The 21,174-nt window shown below is 57.8% G+C and carries 13 protein-coding genes and 5 pseudogenes; 14 read left to right on the top strand and 4 right to left on the bottom strand.

From position 1 onward, the window contains the following. Positions 1–31 precede the first annotated feature (31 nt). Both QA648_RS30690 and QA648_RS30685 read left to right on the top strand, forming a co-directional pair. Positions 32–1,456 carry an aldehyde dehydrogenase family protein gene (locus QA648_RS30690; protein ID WP_283052701.1) on the top strand — a complete coding sequence of 475 codons (1,425 nt, stop codon included), beginning with the start codon at positions 32–34 and terminating at the stop codon, positions 1,454–1,456. Between the two features lie 142 nt (positions 1,457–1,598). Then, a pseudogene (locus QA648_RS30685) lies at positions 1,599–2,935 on the top strand (ISNCY family transposase). A 438-nt stretch (positions 2,936–3,373) separates the two neighbouring features. Here QA648_RS30685 and QA648_RS30680 read toward each other — a convergent pair. After that, entirely contained in the window at positions 3,374–4,249 is an 876-nt protein-coding gene (locus QA648_RS30680; protein WP_283052699.1) for a LysR substrate-binding domain-containing protein, read from the bottom strand. A 196-nt stretch (positions 4,250–4,445) separates the two neighbouring features. Between QA648_RS30680 and QA648_RS30675 the strand changes: the two genes are divergently transcribed. Beyond that, a complete protein-coding gene (locus tag QA648_RS30675; RefSeq protein ID WP_158704614.1) occupies positions 4,446–5,381 on the top strand; it encodes a sugar phosphate isomerase/epimerase in 936 nt (311 codons plus the stop codon). A gap of 358 nt (positions 5,382–5,739) precedes the next feature. Beyond that, positions 5,740–6,099: an SPW repeat protein gene (locus QA648_RS30670; protein ID WP_104827720.1), complete on the top strand. Its 360-nt coding sequence runs from the start codon at positions 5,740–5,742 to the stop codon at positions 6,097–6,099. A gap of 188 nt (positions 6,100–6,287) precedes the next feature. Here the strand turns inward: QA648_RS30670 and QA648_RS30665 are convergent, their stop codons facing one another. Then, positions 6,288–9,506, bottom strand: a complete 3,219-nt coding sequence (locus QA648_RS30665) for a PAS domain S-box protein (protein ID WP_283052696.1) — start codon at positions 9,504–9,506, stop codon at positions 6,288–6,290. A 795-nt stretch (positions 9,507–10,301) separates the two neighbouring features. Between QA648_RS30665 and QA648_RS30660 the strand changes: the two genes are divergently transcribed. From QA648_RS30660 to QA648_RS30650, 3 genes are all read left to right on the top strand, one after another. Beyond that, a complete protein-coding gene (locus QA648_RS30660) occupies positions 10,302–10,973 on the top strand; it encodes an HAD hydrolase-like protein (protein ID WP_104827996.1) in 672 nt (223 codons plus the stop codon). 66 nt (positions 10,974–11,039) lie between these two features. Next, positions 11,040–11,267 (top strand): hypothetical protein, encoded by a 228-nt coding sequence (locus QA648_RS30655; protein WP_104827718.1) that lies wholly within the window; start codon positions 11,040–11,042, stop codon positions 11,265–11,267. 350 nt (positions 11,268–11,617) lie between these two features. Continuing rightward, entirely contained in the window at positions 11,618–11,917 is a 300-nt protein-coding gene (locus QA648_RS30650) for a hypothetical protein (protein WP_104827717.1), read from the top strand. 184 nt (positions 11,918–12,101) lie between these two features. Here the strand turns inward: QA648_RS30650 and QA648_RS30645 are convergent, their stop codons facing one another. Both QA648_RS30645 and QA648_RS30640 read right to left on the bottom strand, forming a co-directional pair. Next, positions 12,102–13,400, bottom strand: a complete 1,299-nt coding sequence (locus QA648_RS30645) for a mechanosensitive ion channel domain-containing protein (protein ID WP_283052694.1) — start codon at positions 13,398–13,400, stop codon at positions 12,102–12,104. A gap of 451 nt (positions 13,401–13,851) precedes the next feature. Continuing rightward, positions 13,852–14,258: pseudogene (locus tag QA648_RS30640) on the bottom strand (transposase); the annotation flags it as partial. Between QA648_RS30640 and QA648_RS30635 the strand changes: the two are divergent. From QA648_RS30635 to QA648_RS30605, 7 genes and pseudogenes are all read left to right on the top strand, one after another. Beyond that, positions 14,215–14,877 (top strand): annotated as a pseudogene (locus tag QA648_RS30635) (ATP-binding cassette domain-containing protein); the annotation flags it as partial. The pseudogenes QA648_RS30640 and QA648_RS30635 sit on opposite strands and share 44 nt — an antisense overlap. 1 nt (position 14,878) lies before the next feature. Continuing rightward, positions 14,879–15,550 (top strand): annotated as a pseudogene (locus QA648_RS30630) (serine hydrolase); the annotation flags it as partial. Positions 15,551–15,691: 141 nt separating this feature from the next. Next, positions 15,692–17,042: pseudogene (locus tag QA648_RS30625) on the top strand (M20 family metallopeptidase); the annotation flags it as partial. 123 nt (positions 17,043–17,165) lie between these two features. Then, positions 17,166–18,299 carry a transporter substrate-binding domain-containing protein gene (locus QA648_RS30620; RefSeq protein WP_104827714.1) on the top strand — a complete coding sequence of 378 codons (1,134 nt, stop codon included), beginning with the start codon at positions 17,166–17,168 and terminating at the stop codon, positions 18,297–18,299. A gap of 1 nt (position 18,300) precedes the next feature. After that, on the top strand, positions 18,301–18,924 hold the full coding sequence (locus tag QA648_RS30615) for an ANTAR domain-containing protein (RefSeq protein WP_283052691.1): 624 nt from the start codon (positions 18,301–18,303) through the stop codon (positions 18,922–18,924). A gap of 194 nt (positions 18,925–19,118) precedes the next feature. Beyond that, positions 19,119–19,964 (top strand): nitrilase family protein, encoded by an 846-nt coding sequence (locus QA648_RS30610; protein WP_283052689.1) that lies wholly within the window; start codon positions 19,119–19,121, stop codon positions 19,962–19,964. Between the two features lie 30 nt (positions 19,965–19,994). Beyond that, positions 19,995–21,143, top strand: coding sequence for a substrate-binding protein (locus QA648_RS30605; protein WP_104827711.1), 1,149 nt, complete (start codon positions 19,995–19,997; stop codon positions 21,141–21,143). The last annotated feature ends 31 nt before the right edge of the window (positions 21,144–21,174 follow it).

Below are 21,174 nucleotides of genomic sequence, written 5' to 3'. Positions count from 1 at the left end.
GACCCGGCTGTATGAGACATGAGGACTATTGATGATCGACTATCACAAATTTTACATCGATGGCGCCTGGATTGACCCAGAAATTCCAAGTCCATCAGACGTGATCAACCCAGCGACGGAAACCGCATGGTCGCAAATATCCCTTGGCAGCAAGGCCGATGTATATCGCGCCGTGGCGGCCGCAAAAGCCGCATTTCCATCATTTTCGCTGACCACACGAGACGATCGTATTGATCTTCTTAAGAGGGTTCTAGCCGCCTACGATGAACGGTACGAAGATATCGCGCAAGCTGTTACCAACGAGTTGGGAGCGCCGATCACGTGGTCGCGAAGCGCTCAGACATGGGCGGGGCAACAACACCTGATCGCAACAATCAAAGCGCTTGAGCAGTTTCATTTTGAGGAGAGGCGCGGCTCGAGCATGGTTCTAAGGGAGCCGATCGGCGTATGTGCGTTGATCACGCCTTGGAACTGGCCGCTTAACCAGATCGTCTGTAAAGTCGCTCCGGCGCTGGCTGCGGGGTGTACTGTCGTGCTCAAGCCCAGCGAGATCGCTCCAATCAGCGGATTGATTTTCGCCGAGGTCATGCATGCCGCCGGCGTCCCGAAAGGCGTGTTCAACCTCGTGAATGGCAATGGCCCTGATGTTGGCCAAGTTATGTCAGGCCATCCTGATGTTGATATGGTGTCCTTCACCGGTTCCACCCGCGCAGGCATTATTGTGGCAAAAACGGCCGCCGAGACTGTAAAGAGGGTGGCGCAGGAATTGGGTGGCAAGTCCGCCAACATTGTCTTGCCCGACGCCGACTTGGCTGTAGCGGTGGCTGAGGGCACTAGATCCTGCTTTAGCAATACTGGTCAGTCGTGTGATGCGCCCACTCGCATGCTGGTGCCGGCAGACCGCCATGATGAAGCATTGGCGATTGCTGCGCATATTGCGAATTCGATAATCGTCGGAGATCCTAAAGATCCAGGTGTAGAAATGGGGCCGCTTGTCAGTAAATTGCAGTTCGAAAAGGTCAAGGGGCTGATCCGGATTGGCATAGATGAGGGCGCAACTCTGGCTGCCGGAGGAACGGAGAGTCCGAAGGGACTTAGTCGCGGATATTTTGTCAAGCCGACTGTCTTCGGCAACGTCCGTCCCGGGATGGCGATTGAACGAGAGGAGATCTTCGGGCCGGTCTTGTGCATAATTCCGTATCGCGATGTGGATGACGCGGTCCGAATCGCAAACGACACCGTCTATGGTCTCGCAGCATACGTGCAGGGCAGTCCGGGGTGCGCAAGGTCTGTCGCGCGCAGGCTTCGGGTAGGGCAGGTGCAGATCAACTACCCGTCGTGGGACTTGCAGGTGCCATTCGGCGGCTACAAGCAGTCGGGGAACGGCAGAGAGTATGCAGACTGGGCTATCCACGACTTTTGCGAACTAAAGGGAATTGTGGGCTACGGTGCCTAGCTAGTTTCCGTCCACAAACGACAACTTATTGATATTATTACGTGAATCTGAATTTTGCGCGGGTAAGGCCCGGCGGTTTCAGGTATACTTTGGGCTCATGCCACTGATTCCGAAGCACAATCTGCAACCGCCGGAGCCGACAATGCGCCAAGAACGCACCGTCCAAGCCAGTATATTCGATGTTTTCGCTACGCACGAGATCGGCCACGAACTGAAGGCGATGTCGCAGTGGCTGGACGAGCATCACGATCTGTTTGGCTTGGTGGGTCGGGATCTGGGTCGGCACGGTGTCAAGCCCACCGGACGGCAAGGGCTGCCGGCCGAGGCAGTGCTGCGTTGCGCATTGCTCAAGCAATACCGGCAGCTGAGCTACCAGGAACTGGCGTTCCATCTCGAGGACTCCGCATCGTTTCGGGCCTTTGCGCGTCTGCCGTGGTCATGGAGCCCGCAAAGTCAGTGCTGCAAAAGACGATCAGCGCGATCCGACCCGAGACCTGGGAAGCGATCAATCGGGCGCTGCTGTCGAGCGCTCGGCAGGCGAAGCTGGAGGACGGCACGGTCGTGCGGCTGGACAGTACAGTGACCTCAGCACTCATACACGAACCGAGCGACAGCAGCCTGCTGTGGGATGCCGTGCGGGTCATGGTGCGCCTGCTGAAGAAGGCAGATACCTTGGTCGGCGCCGGCCTGGCATGGCGCGATCATTGCCGCGCGGCCAAGAAGCGTGCCCGCAAAATCCAGTTCACACGCGGTCAGCCCAATCGGGCCCGGCTCTACCGTGAGCTGATCGCGATCGCCCGCGCGACCTTGGCATATCTGAAGCAGGCAACCGAGCGACTGGGCGTGGCGAGCAATCCGCTCGTCCAACTCTGGCAGGCCCAGGTTTGCCGCTATCGACCGCTGATCGAACGCATCATCAAACAGAGCGAGCGGCGAGTACTGGCGGGAGAGAAGCTGCCGGCGGGCGAGAAGCTGGTAAGCCTGTTCGAACCCCATGCCGATATCATCGTCAAAGGTAGCCGCGAGACCGAATACGGCCACAAGCTCAACCTGACCACCGGCAGAAGCGGCATGATCCTCGATCTCGTGATCGAGGCGGGTAATCCGCCCGACAGCGAGCGGCTGCTGCCAATGCTGGAGCGCCACATCGCCGTCTATGGACACGCGCCGCGGCAGGCGGCGGCCGACGGCGGCTTTGCCAGTCGCGGCAACCTGGCCACAGCCAAGACCTGGGGCGTTCGCGACATGGCATTCCACAAAAAAGCTGGCCTCAAGGTCGAGGACATGGTCAGAAGCAATTGGGTCTATCGCAAGCTGCGCAACTTCCGCGCCGGTATCGAAGCCGGAATATCATGCCTCAAGCGTGCCTACGGCTTGGCACGCTGCACCTGGCGGGGCCTTGACCACTTCAAGACCTACGTCTGGTCCTCCGTTGTGGCTTACAACCTCGTCCTCTTCACCCGCCTCAAACCGACCTGAACTCCGACTAGCTTTTGGAATTACGCCGTCGCTACCAATGCCGGCCTTCATGGCGTACGCCTCAGCGCCGCCAACTGTATACTGTCCAACAACAAGCGCCCATGATCCTGTCGGTCGCCCTAAACTACTCTCTCCTCCAAGCACAAGCCCTTGTAAACGCGCCGAAATACGTATGTTTGTGGACGGAAACTAGCTAGGAGCCCGTCCGGCGGGCGTTCGTCAGAAACATTTCCTCGCGCATCTGCACGAACATCGTGACCGCAGTAGATGCCGCGCCGAGACGGACGCGGTCTCCTGTGGCATCCGCCCTGCGAATACGACGATCTGCGAGGACGGCCTGCTGGCCATCATCGTCGTCGAGCCGACCGGATCCATCGGGAGCGCCTGCGCGCCCGGCGGAGTGCCAAAGGCATCAGATCGATGAGGCGTCGCGGCCCGTCAAGCGCCGAGATTATCGACGAGGTACTGGCGAAGGCGGGCGATGGCAGGCTCGTTCCAGCGGCTCTTGGAGGCATAGAAATAATAGGAATCCAGGTAGGTTTCCGTTGCTACCGCTTCCACCAGCCGGCCTTGCGCGATTTCGGGCGCGACCAGGATTTCGTTGGCAAGCGCCACGCCCTGGCCGATCGCCGCGGCTTCGATGACGATATGCGCGTAGCCCAGTTTCTGGCCGCTGAGTGTGGCAGGAGCCTTGACGCCGTTGGCGTGGAGCCATCTCACCCATGCGTCAGTGGTCTGCTCGTGAAGCAGAGGAGCCGAGAGCAGATCACGCGGTTCATTCACTGGATAGCGTTCCAAGAAGTCACGGCTTGCGACGGCGATATGCCTTGGCCGGCATAATTCGAGGGAGTTGCTGTAGGCAATGTACTCCCGCCCGTAATGGACGGCGACGTCCGCTTCGAAGCGCCGGAAATCCGGAAGATGATCGGTTGCCCGCAAGAGCACGACATTGACCCGGGCGGCTCTGTTGATCTCCTCAATTCGCGGCATTAGCCACGACTTGTTGAGGCCCGGCCCGCACCACAGCTTCAGTTGCTGGTGACCCAACGGGCGAAGCATGAACGTCGCGTTGTCGATGTGATCGAAAGCCACTGCGATACGCTCGTGATACTCTTTTCCGGCGTCGGTCAAACGCGTCTCCGCAAAGTTGCTGTCGAGCAGTTTGACTCCAAGCCAATTCTCGAGTTTGCGGACATGCCGTCCGACCACAGTGTGGTGGATCGACAGATCTTCTGCGGCCGAGCGGAGACTGCCGAGTCGGGCGACGGCGTCGAAGGCCCTCAAGGCGGTGAGCGGCGGCAAATTACGAGGCATCGAACCCACGGTTTTGTAAGGAGGCGGTGACGAAAAATATCATATGCATTTTTCGCAGTGTGGTGCATTTCATGCATTTTGGTTAGCATTTTTTGCACCTCCTCGGGACTCACGTTCGGCGCGATGGTCTTTCACATGGAAACAGCTGCAGCGTTTTCGCTTTCCACCAAGACATCAAACCAGAGGATCAACTCCCGTGAGAATCGGTTTTTACACGAACTATTCCAAGGAAACTGCCGAGTTCGCCCATGAGGTCGGCTTCACCAGTCTGCAGCTCTCCGCCTGGCCGGGTTCGGCCCTTGACGCCAACACAACAACCGACGCCCAGCTCGCGGAAATCCGCAAGGATCTCGACAGCAAGAACATCCAGATCTCGGCTCTCGGATATTATCCCAACTACCAGCATCCCGACGATCATGAACGCGAGGCGGCGCAAGCCTATCTGCCCAAGGTCATGGACCTCGCCTCTCGTCTCGACGTCGAGGTGGTGGCGACCTTTGCCGGCCAGGACCCGCGGCTCAATGTCGAGGAGAACATCCCCGCTTTTAAGGAGCTTTTCTCCCGCTATTGCGATCTCGCCGAAAAATCGAACGTGAAGATCGCCCTCGAAAATTGCCCGATGATCAACGTCGTGACGATGAGGGGCAACAACATCGCCTACAGCCCGGAAATCTGGGACGTGATCTTCGACGTCGTTCCCTCCGATCGCCTCGGCCTCGAATTCGACCCGTCGCATCTCGTCTGGCAGGGCATCGATTACTGCCAGGCGATCAAGGACTATGCGAGCAAGGTATTCCATGTTCACGCCAAGGACATGGAGATCGACCGGAAGATTCTTGCCCGGAGCGGGATCCTCGGGCGCTCGTTCGCACCGAAAAAGGGCCTCGATCGCCGGTGGTGGCGGGCGCGCGCGCCGGGCTGGGGCGAAGTCGACTGGCCGAAATTCATCAGCGCCGTCATCATCTCGGGCTACCAGGGCAATCTCGATATCGAGCACGAGGATGACGTCTTCGCGAGCATGCAGACGATCCACTCGATCAGATCGGAGGCCGACGTGGTCAGCAATTACAGCCAGGAGCGTGCTGGCCTGCGGCTCGGCTACAACACCCTCTCCAAGCTGATCGTGACGTGAGGCGGGAGGATCAGATGAGCAATTCAGCCGATCATGCTTTTCAATGGCGAGGATCTTTATGCGGCAAACTTGCAAGTCCAAGGCTGCCGGCGCTGACGCTGAAGACCGGCCCAGCGAAACGACGCACCGGACCGCTAACGTGATGGCTAGCAGCGACATCAGCGCCAGCGCGGTCAGATGCATTATAGGCACTAAGTACTTTATTCAATCCAACAGCTGAAATTTCAAATGTGACGATGGAAGTATTGGCCGTGCTATCCCGAATTAATTCCCGTTGAAATTACTTGTATATCAGGTGTAAAATTGCGGGAGAAGAAGTCGTGGCGCGGCTTCGTGGTAGTAGAAGGAGGAGATTGTCATGGCAATCGCTCTGATGAAAGGAAAACGGACGCAGGATTGGGCAAATTTAGTCCTGGCGGTATGTCTGTTCGTTTCTCCGTGGGTCTTTGGCTTCACAAGTGAGGCAATGCCAAGCTGGAACGCTTGGATTGTTGCCGTCATGCTTGGCGTGCTGGCGACCGCAGCACTTTCGGTATTCGCCGAATGGGAGGAATGGGCAAATATGGCGCTGGGTCTGTGGTCTATCGCATCGCCCTGGTTGCTGGGTTTTGCCACGAACGTGAGTGCAATGTGGACAGATGTCGTTCTTGGCGTGCTTATCTTCGCTGTATCGCTGTGGGCGGTCTGGGACGTTCATCATCCACACGCCCATGCTTAGATTACGACCGCCTTGCGTCAAATGACCGCCGCAGCGGCGTGTTGTGCAGGATCAAGGCAACCAAGATTTCGAACTGCTCCTCGGCAGCCCAACGACCGAGAGTGAACTGCTCGAATCGGCGGGCCGCAAGGTCCGATTCTCGGGCTTGTCGTGCATTTTTTTGGCTCCGGCTGCCAGACCTACCCCGATCACAATTGGCCGTCGATCAGTTTGGAGACCTCGGATGCCGGCAGAGGCCGAGAAAAGATATAGCCCTGAACCTCATGGAATCCTTCCGCATTGACGATGGCCAGTTGATCTTCTGTCTCAATGCCCTCGATGGTTGTCGTTATGCCCAAACTCTCACCGAGGCCTGCGACGGCTCTGACGATCGCAAGCGATTCCTTTCCATGCGGTAGGTCGCGAACGAAGGCTTGATCCACCTTGATCTTGTCGAAGGGAAAGCTTCTAAGATAGCCGAGCGACGAATAGCCTGTTCCGAAATCGTCCATAGCGATTTTCACTCCAAGGCTACGCAGCTCCTGGAGCAGATGGAGATTGTGTTCGCTCTCGTCCAACAGGACCGATTCCGTTATCTCCACTTGCAAACGAGCGGGAGCGAGGCCGGAAGCGGATAGGGCACCGGCCACTGCCTTGACGAGGTTCCGATGCTTGAATTGGACCGGCGATAGGTTGACGGCTATGCTGACATGCTCGGGCCATTGAGCGGCCTGCCGGCAGGCTTGAGCGAGAATCCACTCGCCCATCGGCACGATCAGCCCGGTTTCTTCGGCAATGGGAATGAACTCCGACGGCGCAATCATGCCTCTTTCCGGACTGCGCCACCGCAAAAGCGCTTCGCAGCCTGTTACGCGGCGCGATCGTAAGCTAACAAGCGGCTGGTAATGCAGTTCGAATTCGTTCCTCTCCAGCGCACCTCGGAGCGCAATCTTAATCTGCTGGTGCGCTTGCAGTTGAGCATGCATCGCCACATTGAAGCGTCTGTAAGTGCCACGACCGCTCGACTTCGCGCTATAGAGGGCGATATCCGCCGCTTTCATTAATTCATTCGCGGTCGCCCCGTCGTCGGGTGCAAAAGCAATTCCGACGCTCGCTCCAACAGTCGCGCTGACCCCTTCTACAGTAAAGGGCTCGTATAGCAATTCGATTATTCGTTGAGCGAGATGGCAAGCCCCATCTTCATCCGTTGCAGCAGGGAGTATGATGGCGAATTCGTCACCCCCCAGTCGCGCAACGATGTCTGTGGCCCTCACGCTCTGAACCAACCGGGCGGATACCTGCCGCAGTAATGAATCGCCGGCCGGATGTCCAAGCGTGTCATTGATTGCCTTGAAGCCATCGAGATCCACGCACAGTACTGCCACACATTGATTTGCGCGTCTTTCATTCAAGACGCGATCGAAGCTTTCGCGGAAGAACACCCGGTTCGCAAGCCCGGTCAGCATGTCGTGCTTTGCCATGTGAGCCATCTGTTTCTGGGCGAGGAGCTTGTCCTCCTCCGCCCGACGGCGCTCGGTTGTGTCTCGGCAGAAAATGGAAATACCGTCTTGAGTAGGAGAAGCACTTGCCTCGATCCACCGATCGAGTGACGTTAAGTAGTCCTCGAAGAAGGAGCGCGAGCGTCGGCTCATCACCTCCTGACAATGCTTAGCAAAAGTTCCTTTCCTTTCTTTCGGGAACAGTGTCCAAAAGACTTTTCCAAGCGACTCGTCCCCAATTCGCAAAAGTCTTTTGGCATTTTCATTCAAATACCGGATACGCCATTCGGGATCGAGGAGCATGACGCTGTCCATAGTGCTCTCGAGAACCGAGGAAAGCTGTTGGGCCGCAGCTTCTGCCCGTTTTTGCGCGCGGCTGATTTCCTCGCTGGCGCGCTTCGCTTCGGTGACGTCGCGCCAGATCGAAAGCATTCGCACCGGTTTTCCTTCGCGCCCCATAACCGGTGCTGCGATCACATCCATGCATCTTTCCCTGTCATCGGCATCTCGAATGGCGATCTCGAAACGGGCCGTTTCCCCCGATCTGACTTTGTCCCAACCGGTCTTCACCTTTTCTGTGTCTGAGGCTTTGCCGATGACATCCCATGTAGTTTTCGACAGCGGTGCCTCTTCAGTAAGACCGAATATCTTCCGACCAGCCATGTTCATAAGCAGCGGTCGCCCCTCGAGGTCGAGCACGCGCACGCAATCGGCGCTGCTGTCAAATATGCTCCGGATGAAGGCTTCCGATTCTTCTTGGGCGATCTCCGCGGCTCGGCGCTCCGTAATGTCGAGAACTGATCCGACATACCCCAAAAAAGTTCCATCGGCAGAAAAGCGGGGATGGCCGACATCAATCACCCATGCCCAGCTCCCATCAGCTCGCCGCAAACGGTATTCGCAGCGTACCGATGCTCTGCCCGCCTTTGCGCTGAAAAAAGCCTTCTGCACTTTCTCCAGATCTTCGGGATGGATAACATCCACCCAACCAAAGCCAAGCGCCTCGGACTCAGTTTGGCCGGTGGTCTCTAGCCAGAGGCAATTGAAGAAACTTGTGTCGCCCGATGGATCCGCCATCCAAATCATCACCGGCGCATTATCAGCGATTGTCCGAAACTGCACCTCGCTTTCGCGCAAAGCCTCAATGGCGCGCCGTCTGTCGTCGACATCCTCGAGGACACCATACCAGCGCACGATCTTGCCAAGGCCACTGCGCTTGGCGGCGGCTCGAACTCGAAACCACCGATAAGAGCCTGTCCGAGACAATAGCCTGTATTCATAATCCAGCGGGTCGCCGCTCGAAAGAGAATGGTGCCAATGCTCTACAAGCGGGCCAGCGTCCTGCGGATGCACGGCTTTTCCCCAACCACTGCCGACCGTCTCTTCTACGCTCAATCCCGTAAATTCGGTCCAGCGAGGACCCACCTCTAAAACGTTTCCCGCCGGGTCTGCAATCCAGGGAACTTGCGGATGAAGGTCGACAAGGGAGCGATAGTGATCTTCCCTGGATCGAAGGGTGTCCTCCGCCTGACGCAATTCCGTGACGTCCACTATGATGGCGACCAGAAATTTCTCCTCGGTTCCCCCCGCTGGTGGTACACGCACGCAACGTATTTTGGTCAGCAGCGTTCGTCTGGCGCCATCTGGCGTCGTCACCAACTCCTCCAGATGATGTTCCTCGCCGGTCGAAAGTACGACCTGCTCCAGGGATACAATTCTGTCGGCTTCCTCCTTGGGCAAAAAGTCATAATCGGTATGCCCCAGAAGCTCGTCGCAGTCTCTACCCAGAAGTGCGCATCCTGAGCTGTTGGCAAAAACAAACCGCGAGCGATCATCCTTTACGATCACCGGTTCGGCAATGCCGTCCATCAGATATTGGAAAAAGTCATAAGATTTCTTGGATGAGTTTTGCGGAAGCGGAGCGTTCATAACTCGATTTTTCCACCGAGCGGCAGTCAACCGACCCTGCCCGGTAGAATTCCTCCCTGGTTGTGCAACCTCGGCAAACTCTTTTCAGTCGCAATTGGTTCCAGTCACTGTCTACGATTTTTGCGACTTCAGGTCGTGAGGACTTAGGTTGGAACGCGGCCGCGCAGATGGTCTGCGGTCTCTAAACAATCGAGCCCTTTATCGGCAACAATCGGGAAAGTGTCAGAGGCAGTCGTGAGCCGTAAAGCAAATGAACACCGTCCGACGCGAAAGGCAGGCACGGATTACGGAGCGAAAGCACAAGCGCTGGACTTGATAATGCCAGTGGGAGACGCCGGGCGCGTGCAACGCGATAGAGCGCGGATCGATCGAGCGCAGCCTACCACCACACGTTGGACTGTCCAGAGCTCGACATCGTGAAACTGTATTGCCGCTCTGGCAATAAAAGCAGGCCGGCGGATCGAGGCTCAGCGAATAAGCCTCCCGATCTCTGCCATGAGGAAGGCGGTCAGCTCGGGATCTTCGGTCGGGGCGAGATCGACGGGGTGGCGACGGTTCTTGCGCCTCATGCGTGGCAGCGTCAGATCGAAATCAGGTTCGGGAACACTTGTGCGGGGTATCGGCTATCGTTTCTCGGTACGAAGGGTCGCGAACGCTTGGGGCGATTAAACTGCTTTGCGGGATAGCTCAAGTTTTTTGCGGATCTACCTTGAATTTCAAGGCATCATCTGGCGTTGTCCAGTGAATTTGGCCGAAAGCCTTTGCTCAGCAATTCATAAAGAGAGTGATCTGCCTGTGTCCTACGCTGTATCAAACCTCCTTCTCGATCTCGATGGAACGTTGGTCGATTCCCAACCGGGCATTCTCTCAAGCTGCCGGGCAGCCCTGCGGGCACTAGACCATGAAACGGACCCGGAGATGGATATTCGCTCGATCATCGGGCCGCCGATCGAGGACGTAATGCGCTACCTTCTCAGCTCATTCGGCGATGATCGCACCGCGGAAGCTGTCGAGGCCTACCGGTCTGACTACGGAACTCGTGGCCTCTTGCTATGCGAGCTCTACCCAGGGATCAGGGAAACGCTGGTCGAGCTGCATTCTCGAGGCGTCCGTCTCTTCCTGGCGACCTCAAAACGGGAAACGTTCGCTCGGCGCATTCTCGACAATCACGGACTGTCGGATCTCTTCCAAGGCATATACGGCTCGATGCCCGGAACAGGTCTGGAGCATAAGCCTGAACTGTTGGCGCATATTCTGCGGGATACGGGGCTGGACGCCCAGGACTGCCTGATGGTCGGCGATAGAAAATTCGACATCGTCGGAGCGCACGCGAACCGAATGCGCGCTGTAGGGGTTCTTTGGGGCTATGGTAGTCGGGAGGAACTTGAACTTGCCGGTACGGACGTCATCGTGGGCGCACCGGCGGAGTTGATGTCACTAGCCAGAAAGGCGGTCTCCATCTTGTGATGCATCGCGGAACAATGGGTGTCAGAATGTCTTTTGTGTTATTGGCCATGACAAGGGCTCTGCAACATGTGGGCTATCTTACTCGGAGCGATACTAGTGATCGTGGGGCTTCTTTACCTGTTTCGGGAGGCCCTTGGCGGGCGATTGAGCGAACCGTACAGGTCACTGCAAGGGAATGAAACGTTAGAGCCACAAGGCCAGGGAATCCGATTTCTCGGAGTATCGAGAAACTGGCCGGGATTATTGATCATCGCCGTCGGCGTACTTCTGCTAGTGTTCGGTGGATATCTCTAACTAAGCCACGACGCTTCGCTTGAATGCTCCACTTTCCGCGAGAGACGGCTCAGCCCGGTCGCTACTTCGGAGCCACCTTAACAACCATTTCCGTCCTCGCGCGTTGGCATCGAAAAGGACGGGCTAAGCTATGAAGTCAGAACAGTTTCTCGAACGTTGGAAATCCGAACATATCGACAGCGGCACGCAGCAGGCTGACGCGTTGAAGCTAGTCGAGGAACTTGTCGCCGATGCTGAGAATGAGGCCATTCGCCAGGAAATGCTCGCACAGGCGGCGGGCTCGTCAACTATGTCGTCGGCGCAATCCGGGAAGCGGTCGAGGAGGGGCTTCGGTAGCTGCACCGCGCTCGATGTCTCAACGCCCCGAGATGGGGCCGACGGTCGCTATTTCCGTAGACACGCTTGCCGCGAAAGGCTTCCATCTTGCTCTTGATGTCAAGATCGTTCGGAGAACACACTGGAGGGATGACGAAGTGGTTGACTATCTGCCATATATTGCGGGCGCCGCCCTGGGACTGCTGATTTCATTTATACTGTCGAACCTTCTTGCGCTTTCGGGGACTCCGCAATTGATCCTCTTTGGATTGTTGCCCGCGTTTTGCGGTGCATTGCATGAAAACATCGTTCTGCGGCATTCACGGAAGCGCTAAATAGGCTCAGCACGCGTCTCAGCCCTGCTGGTGCGGTTTGTCCTTCAGCTATGCAGTGTCGGTTCGATCGCAGGTCATTCGACGCTCATTGGGTTCGAAATCCCAGCGTCTGTCGCGTGGTCATAACGAGCAACATCGACGCAAGTGCGTCGGCAGGTACCCTATCTATGTTTCGATGCCACGGTTAGTCTTCGCGCGATTGCTTGATTTCGACGGGCGTCCGCATGATGATTTCCCGATGCGGGAACGGGATGGATACGCCAGCTTCCTTGAACGCGTCCCACAGCGCCATCAGCACCTGGCCCCTGACATTTGTCAGACCGTTTGCGGGGTCGGAGATCCAGAAGCGCAGCCGGAAATCCAGCGACGAAGCCCCAAAGCATGTAAGCCAGCATACCTGCGCCTTGTACTCGTTTGCAACGCGATCTACCGAAGAGGCAGTCGCGATCGCAATTCTAGCAACTTCATGGGGATCGCTGTCATAAGCCGTACCAAAGTCGACATCGATCCTGACGTAGTCACTGGAGAACGACCAGTTGACGACCTGTTGGGAGATAAAGTCCTCGTTGGGGATGAGGTATTCCTTACCATCACGCGTGATGACCGAGACGAACCGCGAGCGCAAATCGCGGATTGAACCGAAGGTGTCGCCGAGCGTGATCGTGTCACCTGGCTTGATAGATTTGTCGAGGAGAATGATGATGCCGGAGATGAAGTTCGATACGACCTTCTGAAGGCCGAAGCCTATTCCTACGCCAACTGCACCGGAAAAAACGGTCAACGCCGTGAGGTCGATGCCGGTCGCTGATAAGGCAATTGCGCCGGCGATCATGATCAAACCGATTTTTATGAACTTGCTGATCAGCACCTTGATCGATGGGGAAAGGTCGCCCGACCTCTGTACCCAATGGGAAAGAACGTTACCGATGAGGACCGCGATCCAAACAAGCGCGACGGCCAAGACGGCGGCTTTTAGCACAAGAAGAAGTGAAAGGCGGACAGCGCCCAGATTGACAGCCAGTCCATCGAGCGCGGAGAACACGGGATCGTCAAGCCGCAGCGCGTATAACGCGACGTAGCCCCAACTAAAGATTGCGACGATACGCGACAAAGCGGGATTACGGATAATCTTGGTCAGAACTGAGATGATGAACCACGCCGCCGTCAGCGTCAGGGCAGTCGAAACTAGCCACCGTTGCGATGGCCAGGTGTTTTGAGTCAGAATGACGTTTACAAGCCATAACCAGACCGCAAGAAAAAGCCACTTCAAGCGTCGCATAAAAGCGATGATGACGCGCAACAGGTCTGGATTACCCTTGATGCGCCTGGCTTTCGATTCCAATGCAGGTTCAGTGCGTGATGCTAAGAATGACGCTGCAACGTAACCGACGGCAATGAAGCCGAATTGGTAGAACGTCCATTCGCTCATTACGAACGTTCTGAACCACTGTTCGAATGCGTCGATTGTCTGCCTGACGTACATGGCTCCGGCCTTTAAACAGCTTCAGGCAGATAAAGGCGTCGACACGAGTTTTTGTTCAATCCACCCAACGATTTCCGGCGATCGGGCGACGGCCACCGATGACATCGAGCTTCGTTCTCGCGCTCCGTCATGCCAGATGCCATCGCCGACATCATGTAGACGCTGGAAGACGCCTTCAGACAGTCACCGATTTGTAACACCCCACGACTTTGCGCCATGCTTTTTTTGGCGTTGCCTGAGCGGCAAAGAGGAGAACGGTACTGAGCTTTCCTTGCGATGCCGCTTCCCAGAGCCAATTCATTAAGGCCGGCAAGGCCGTTCCCAAAAAGGCCCTGCGGCAAGATATATCTGACGCCAATATCGCGCGACGCGCGACCGACTATTGGCGGCGACGTGGTCCAATTGCCGGGCTGCCCGGAAAGTCCTGGGCTCAACTTGGCCGCAGCGTTTTGCCCGATATCGCTGCAATCTCGCTGTAGGTAAGCCCCTGCTGGCGCAAAGCCTGAAGTATCTCGAATATTTCCCGACGGGATTGTCTGTGGGCCAAGTGGGCACGGCGATGTTGTGCCGTAGCGCTGGCGATAGCATCTTCGGAGAGAATGGGTCTAACATGGGCGTGACCATAAACGCTCGTCTGTTCCTTGATCGCCGCCCTGAGATTTTCGACAAGATGAAAACGGTCAACCACCTGGCGGCCTGCGGAGCACCCTCTCTGGCGGCCTGTGCATGCACGCCGCAGCGATCTCGGCTAACGACCTGAATGGTGTGGTGTTCTTGCAATCATGCTTTTGCGCTCTCAACGCTGCGGTCATCCAGGACATCGCTCGGCCGGACCATTGCCGGTCTTGTCAAGGAGAGCGGAGGCGACATTCGCTTTCAGGGCCGGTCACGCGACGAAGACTGGCGCGATTACCGCCTGAATTGTCAGATGGTCTTCCAGGACCCTTATTCTTCGCTCGATCCGCGCATGACGATCCAGGCGCTTGTCGAGGAGGCGCTCAGGCTCGTGCCGGACCTCGAGGGCGATGCCAAGCGCAAGCGGGCCTTGGAAACGCTGGAGGAGGTTGGTCTTAGCAGTGACTACGCCAACCGCTACCCGCATGAACTGTCGGGCGGCCAGCGGCAACGCGTGGCGATCGCGCGGGCCATTGAGCGACGCCCTCGCTTTCTCATTGCCGACGAGCCGGTTTCAGCGCTCGACGTTACGGTCAGGGCCCAGGTGCTGGAGTTCTTCTCCAATCTGCAGAAGCGCTACGGCTTCTCCTGCCTTTTCATCAGCCACGATCTCGGTGTCGTCGAACAGGTCGCCGACCGCGTCGTCGTCATGCAAGACGGGCGCATCATCGAGGAAGGCGACCGCGACAGGATTTTCGATCACCCGAAGGAGGCCTATACGCGCCGGCTCCTCTCGGCCATTCCCGCCCTGGACCAAAACGAAAAGGGTGGTGTGATACTCAAATGGCGCCTGGAGAATTGATGTGGTCAGTCTTTCCAATTCTGCTTCGGTTGCCGAGCGGCTCGCAGAGATCTGCGACACGCAACCCTCCGTAACCCGCTTCCTGATGCGCAACCTTTTGACCGGCGAGATGATCGAACGCGGCGCCGACGAAGAAAGCCCTTCGGCAAGCACCCGAAAGACCTCGATCATGATGGCCGCGCTGAAGACGGCACAGGAGGGTCGGCTGGATCTTGACGAGCCGGTTACTTATGAAGCGCGCTTTGCCGAGGAAGTGGCAAGCGGCATGTTCCGCTATATGACCCCCGGCATCGTCATGTCCCTGCGTGACGCCCTCACCGGCATGATGGTTCTGAGCGACAATGTCTGCACCAAGATGGTGTTCGAGCGCCTGACGCTGGAGGAGGTCGACACTTATTGCAAGTCGATCGGCCTTGTCGGCACGCACCACCGGTTTCTGATCCCGCCGCTCGCCCTGTCGCCGGATCATGCGCTGAAGTCGGTGACGACCACCACGGCGCGCGACCAGGCCGTACTTCTTCAGATGATCCTCGATGCGCAGACTTCGGCGGCAGCTCAGGAAAAGCTCGGCGTCTCGGCCGCACTCTGTGCCTATGCGCTGCAGACGCTGAAGAACCAGATCCTGCGTTATGCGATCCCGTCCCGAATGCCTTTCGGCACGGTCGTCGCCCACTGGGATGGATTGCGTCATAACAATCAACGACAGATAAGAGGGTAGAACAGTGAAAAAGCTTCTTCTTGCGGGCGCGGCCCTGCTCGCATTGGCAAATGTCGCGGCAGCGCGCGATATCACCGTTGCGCAGAGTTCGGACCTACGTCCGAACTCCTTGCAAAAGCGCTCGAAGATAACGGCTTTTCGCTCCGGCGTGGCGTGGCAGGCATGGAGACGGCCTTTATCGGCGACTTCGGTGCCGGCAAGCCGGTGATTGCTTTTCTGGGTGAGTTCGATGCCCTGGCCGGCATGAGCCAGGTTGCCAATGTGGCTGAGCGCCAAGCCGTGGTCGATGGCGCGACGGGACATGGCTGCGGGCATAACCTGCTCGGCGTCGGCTCGCTGATGGCGGCGGTTGCGCTTTCCCGGCACATGAAGGCAAATAATCTCCCCGGCACCTTCCGCTATTACGGGTGCCCGGGCGAGGAGGGCGGCTCAGGCAAGACCTTCATGGTGCGGGCCGGGCTGTTCGATGATGTCGATACTGCTCTGACCTGGCATCCGGCGCCGTTCAATGGGGTGCGCTCGACCAACAATCTCGCGGTCATCGAATATTATTATCGATTCAAGGGTGTCGCTGCGCATGCGTCGAACGCGGCCCATCTCGGCCGATCGGCGCTCGATGCGGTAGAGCTGATGAATGTCGGTGTCAATTTTCTGCGCGAGCACATGCCGCAGGATTGCCGCGTGCATTATGCGATCACCGATACGGGCGGCAGGGCCGCGAATGTCGTTCTGGCAGAGGCCGAGGTACTCTATCTGATCCCTTCTCCGGAAATGCCGCAGGCTCTGGATCTTGCCAAGCGCGTCGAGAAAGTAGCGCGCGGCGCCGCCATGATGACGGAAATGGAGGTGCAGATCGTCTTCGACACGGCTTCGACCAATCTCTTGCCGAACATCACGCTCGAAACCGCCATGCACGAGAATATGATGGCGCTCGGCCCGATCGCCTTCGACGAGGCGGATCTTGCTTTTGCCAAATCCATTCAGCAAACCTTTACCGACGAGGCGATCAGGAGCGGTATCCGGCTCTATCAGATCAATGGAGGTGTCTTTTCCAATGCGAAGATCGACGCCGCTGCATCTCGGCTTGCGCGAGTTCGAGGGCCAGTCGCATTTTCGAGCTGGATCGACCGATGTCGGTGATGTCAGCTGGGTGACGCCGACGGCGCAATGCTGGACGCCGGCCTGGGCGATCGGCACCAATCCTCATACCTGGCAGGTGGTCGCCCAGGGAAAGAGCGCAGCCGCCCACAAGGCCATGGCGCATGCTGCAAAGGCGCTTGCGACGACTGGGCTCTCGCTGATGACGACGCCCGAACTTCTGACCGCGGCCAGGGCCGAATGGGCTGACAAGACCGAAGGGCAGGCGTATATCTGCCCGATACCCGACCATGTGACGCCCGGATCGGTTCACAGCGGTAACTCACGTCATTCTGTTAGCGGTGACTAACCCATACCTGTTTGCAACCCGCTTGCGACATCACATGGAAACGCACTAAGGGTAGGGAAATCGAATGCGCGGGATTGAGAAATTCCCTGCTATCGAACTCCAACGGCGTCCGAAGAGGCGAAGATGACAAGCTCCGAATGGCGGGTGGGAGTGCTGTTTTCCAGAAGCGGAATCAGCGAAATCACGGAAACCGAGCACTTTCTTGGCACCGCGCTTGCGATCGAAGAGGTCAACGCGGCCGGAGGCGTGCTTGGCAAGCCCATCGTTCCGATCGCCTATGATCCGGGCGGCGATCAAACTGCCTATCGCAATCTGGCGCGGCGCCTCCTGGCCGACGACGACGTCAATATCATCTTCGGCGCGTCGATGTCGGCCAGCCGTAAAGCCGTGCTGCCGATTGTCGAGCGGCATAACGGGCTGTTGTTTTATCCCTCGATGTACGAAGGATTCGAGTATTCGGAGAATGTGATCTACACCGGCGCCACGCTCAATCAGAACACCTTCGCGCTCGCGGAATACCTGCTCCGCAACCATGGACGCCGGATCCTCTTCGTCGGAGCGGACTATATTTATCCGCGCGAATCCAATCGGGTCATGCGGGATGTGGTGGAGGCAAAGGGCGGTGAAGTCGTCAGCGAGCGATATCTTCCTCTCCATGCCGACGAGCAAATGCTGCGTTCCGTTATTTCCGATATCGTTCGTCTCGAGCCCGATGCCATCTTCTCGACGCTCATCGGGCGGCCGGCGCAGCGTTTTTACCGCATGTATGCCGAGGCGGGAATCGATCGAAGGCGGGTTCCGATTGCCAGTCTGACCATGGCCGAGAGCGAGATTCGCGAGATTGGAGCCGACGCTTGCACCGGCCATATTCTTTCGGCGACTTATTTCCAGACGGTCGAAAACGAGGCGAACGAGCGTTTCGTAGCGGCGTTCAAAGCCCGTTTCGGCCAGGACTTCACCACGAGCGTGTGGTCGCAACCGGCCTATGCGCAGGTTCACCTGTTCGCCCGAGCGCTTGCCCGGGCCGGCTCGCTCGATACCCATCGCATTTCCGAGGAAATTCTCCTGGAAGATTTTCTTGCTCCGGAAGGTCGCATCAATTTCGACGCCGATACCCGTCATCTATGGCTGCACCCCCGCATCGGCGTGGCGCGGGCCGACGGGCTTTTCGACATTGCCTGGCAAGCGCCTGGACCGATCCGGCCGGACCCGTATCTGACGGCTTCCCGGTTCGAAGACGTTTGGCTGGAGGCCTGAGATGGCGGGACCGAGCCGGATTATTCAGGATTTGCGGCGCGCACGCGTTCTGGTTGTCCATCCGCGCGACGAGGACGGCAACTTGCTGATCGCCCATCTCAAGCGCCTTGGCTGCGAGGTTCGGGCGACCTGGCCGCTTCCGCCCGCCTTGCCTCCCGACATAGACACCGTCTTCCTGCATGTCGAGGATGTCCATGTCGAGCACGCGCTTGAGATCATCGACCTCCAGCAGACGGCGGTCATCGCCATCCTGACATATGAGAGCCCGACAGCACTCCAGGCGATCATCGACCTCAACGCCCACGGCGTTATCAGCAAACCGCTGCGGCCGCTCGGCATTCTGACGCAATTTGCGCTTGCACGCTATCGGCAAAGTTACGAAAAGCGACTCGCCGGTAAGGTGCAGAAACTCGAGGAAACGTTGAAAAGTCGCCGGCTGGTCGAAAAAGCCGTTTCGGCGCTGCGGGTCATGAATGGTCTCGACGAGGACGCGGCCTATAAGCTCTTGCGCGATCAGGCGACGTCAAAGCGTGTTCCGATGGCGACGATCGCCGAATCCATCATCGCCGCGCAGGACACCATGAAAAGCCTTGGACTGTCCATCGGCGGAAAACCTCAAATTTAAACCCTTAGCTGTATCTACGCACCTTTTGAAAAAGCCCGATAAAGCGGCTTGACGGTCCCATTCTTTCGTGCAAGCCTAAAGATAACGAGCAGGTTTGCTCAGCGGCAGGGTTGCCGCATTCACATCATGGCTATGTAGCCTCTGGTTCACGGATTGAATTCCGTGCCAGAGGTTTTTTGCGTTTGGAGACGAGATTGAGCATCAAGACCTCGACCGCGCGGACGGTAACCGTCGCAACCGTCCAGTTCGAACCGATCGTCGGTGATCGCGCCCATAACCTCGCAGCCATCGAGCGGCTGGCAAGGGCAGCGAAGGCCAAGGGCGCAGAAATCATCGTTCTGCCGGAACTGGCCGACAGCGGCTATAACTTCCGTGACGGCGACGAGGTTGCCGCATTGGCCGGCCCGGTACCCGGCGGCCCGAGCGCCGAGACGCTCTGCCGCCTTGCCGCGGAGCTTGCCCTTTATATCGTCAGCGGCGTTGCCGAGCAGGATGGCGGCCGGTTTTACAACAGCGCTCTTCTCTGCGGTCCCGAGGGATATATCGGCAAATACCGCAAGCTCCATCTGTGGAACAACGAAAACCGTCTTTTCGGAAAAGGTGATATCGGGCTGCCGGTATTTGACCTGCCCTTCGGCCGCATCGGCATCGCCATCTGCTATGACGGGTGGTTTCCGGAAACGTTTCGCGAATTGGCGCTGGCCGGCGCGGAACTGGTCTGCGTGCCCACCAACTGGGTACCGATGGCCGGGGCGGAAAGCGCTGCGGAGCCGATGGCCAATATCCTGCACAAGGCGGCCGCCCACACCAATGGCCTTTATATCGCTTGCGCCGACCGGATCGGAGTTGAGCGCGGCCAGACCTTCATCGGCCGCAGCCTTATCGTCGGCCCGCTAGGCTGGCCCGTGTCCGGTCCGGCCAGTGCCGATCGCGAGGAAATCCTCCTTGCACAAATCGATCTGTCGAGCGTCACGGAAACCCGCACGCTTAACAGCTTCAATCATCTGCTCGGCGACCGCCGAGCAGATGTCTACGGATAATATCAACCCAACTCAAGAAAGGGGAACAAAATGCAAATGAAAACCATCATCCTGACACTGGCATCCGCGGCATTCGCCACCGCAGCTTTCGCCGAGGATCCAATCAAGATCGGCGTGCCGGTGGGGCTGTCAGGCGCCAACAGCGTCGTCGCACCGTCCGTCGTCCAAGCCGCCGAACTCGCCGTCGAAGAAATCAATGCCAAAGGCGGCGTGCTCGGGCGGCCGTTGGCGCTCGAGATCGCCGACGACGCATCAGGGGCGGCCGGCGCACAAAAGGCCTTCGATTCCCTGGTCTTCCAGAAAGAGGTGAACGTCGTCATCTCCATGGAAACGAGCGCTGCACGCAATGCCGGACTGCCGATCATTTCCAAGGGTGACGTGCCGTATATCTACACGTCTTTCTACGAAGGCAAATCCTGCAACGCCAAGCTTTTCGTCGATGCCTGGGTTCCAGAACAGCAGGTGCCGCCTGTCGTCGATAATTTCATCAGCAAACAGGGCGCAAAGAAGTTCTTCCTGATCGGTTCGGATTATGCTTTCGGACGCGGCATGCTGACCTTCGCCAAAGGCTATATCGAAAAAGCCGGCGCTCAGGTCGTCGGCGAGGAATATCTGCCGATGGACGGCAGCGACTGGACTGCCATCATCTCCAAGGTCCGCTCCTCCGGTGCCGACGCCATCATTACCTCGACGGCCGGCGGCGCACCGAACGTGACCTTGACCAAGCAGTTGCGCTCCTCCGGCGTCACCCTGCCTTACGGCAATCTCGCGGTCGACGAAGGCACCGCCAAGAGCATGGGCGCGGATGCCAAGGACATCTTCCTCTCCGCCTCCTACGTCACCGGCATCGACAGCCCTGAAAACAAGGCGTTCCTCTCGGCCATGGAAAAGAAATTCGGCAAGGAACTGCGAACGCCGAACGATCTTTCCGTGCCGCAATATGAGGCGATCTACCTTTACAAAGCAGCCGTCGAGAAGGCCGGCAGCACGGATACGGCGGATGTGCTCAAGGCTCTTCCCGACGTATCCTTCACCGGTCCGCGCGGCAAGATCTCCATGAACAAGCAGCACCATGCGCCGCTGACGATGTATCTTGGCCAGGTAAAGAACGACGGCAGCGTTGCAGTCGTCGATAGCTTCAAAGACGTCGATCCTGGCGATCAGTGCCCGAACCTCTGAAATCAGCGGGGCGGGGCAGGGGCCCCGCCTC

It is taken from the genome of Rhizobium sp. CB3171 (assembly GCF_029714265.1).
GTDB lineage: Bacteria > Pseudomonadota > Alphaproteobacteria > Rhizobiales > Rhizobiaceae > Rhizobium.
This window is presented reverse-complemented; position numbering and strand designations above follow the sequence as displayed.

Coding starts and splice junctions, on each gene's coding strand:
- QA648_RS30690 (WP_283052701.1), top strand. CDS start 32: ATGATCGACTATCACAAATTTTACATCGATGGCGCCTGGATTGACCCA.
- QA648_RS30680 (WP_283052699.1), bottom strand. CDS start 4,249: ATGCCTCGTAATTTGCCGCCGCTCACCGCCTTGAGGGCCTTCGACGCC.
- QA648_RS30670 (WP_104827720.1), top strand. CDS start 5,740: ATGGCAATCGCTCTGATGAAAGGAAAACGGACGCAGGATTGGGCAAAT.
- QA648_RS30665 (WP_283052696.1), bottom strand. CDS start 9,506: ATGAACGCTCCGCTTCCGCAAAACTCATCCAAGAAATCTTATGACTTT.
- QA648_RS30655 (WP_104827718.1), top strand. CDS start 11,040: ATGTGGGCTATCTTACTCGGAGCGATACTAGTGATCGTGGGGCTTCTT.
- QA648_RS30650 (WP_104827717.1), top strand. CDS start 11,618: ATGTCTCAACGCCCCGAGATGGGGCCGACGGTCGCTATTTCCGTAGAC.
- QA648_RS30645 (WP_283052694.1), bottom strand. CDS start 13,400: ATGTACGTCAGGCAGACAATCGACGCATTCGAACAGTGGTTCAGAACG.
- QA648_RS30620 (WP_104827714.1), top strand. CDS start 17,166: ATGACAAGCTCCGAATGGCGGGTGGGAGTGCTGTTTTCCAGAAGCGGA.
- QA648_RS30615 (WP_283052691.1), top strand. CDS start 18,301: ATGGCGGGACCGAGCCGGATTATTCAGGATTTGCGGCGCGCACGCGTT.
- QA648_RS30605 (WP_104827711.1), top strand. CDS start 19,995: ATGCAAATGAAAACCATCATCCTGACACTGGCATCCGCGGCATTCGCC.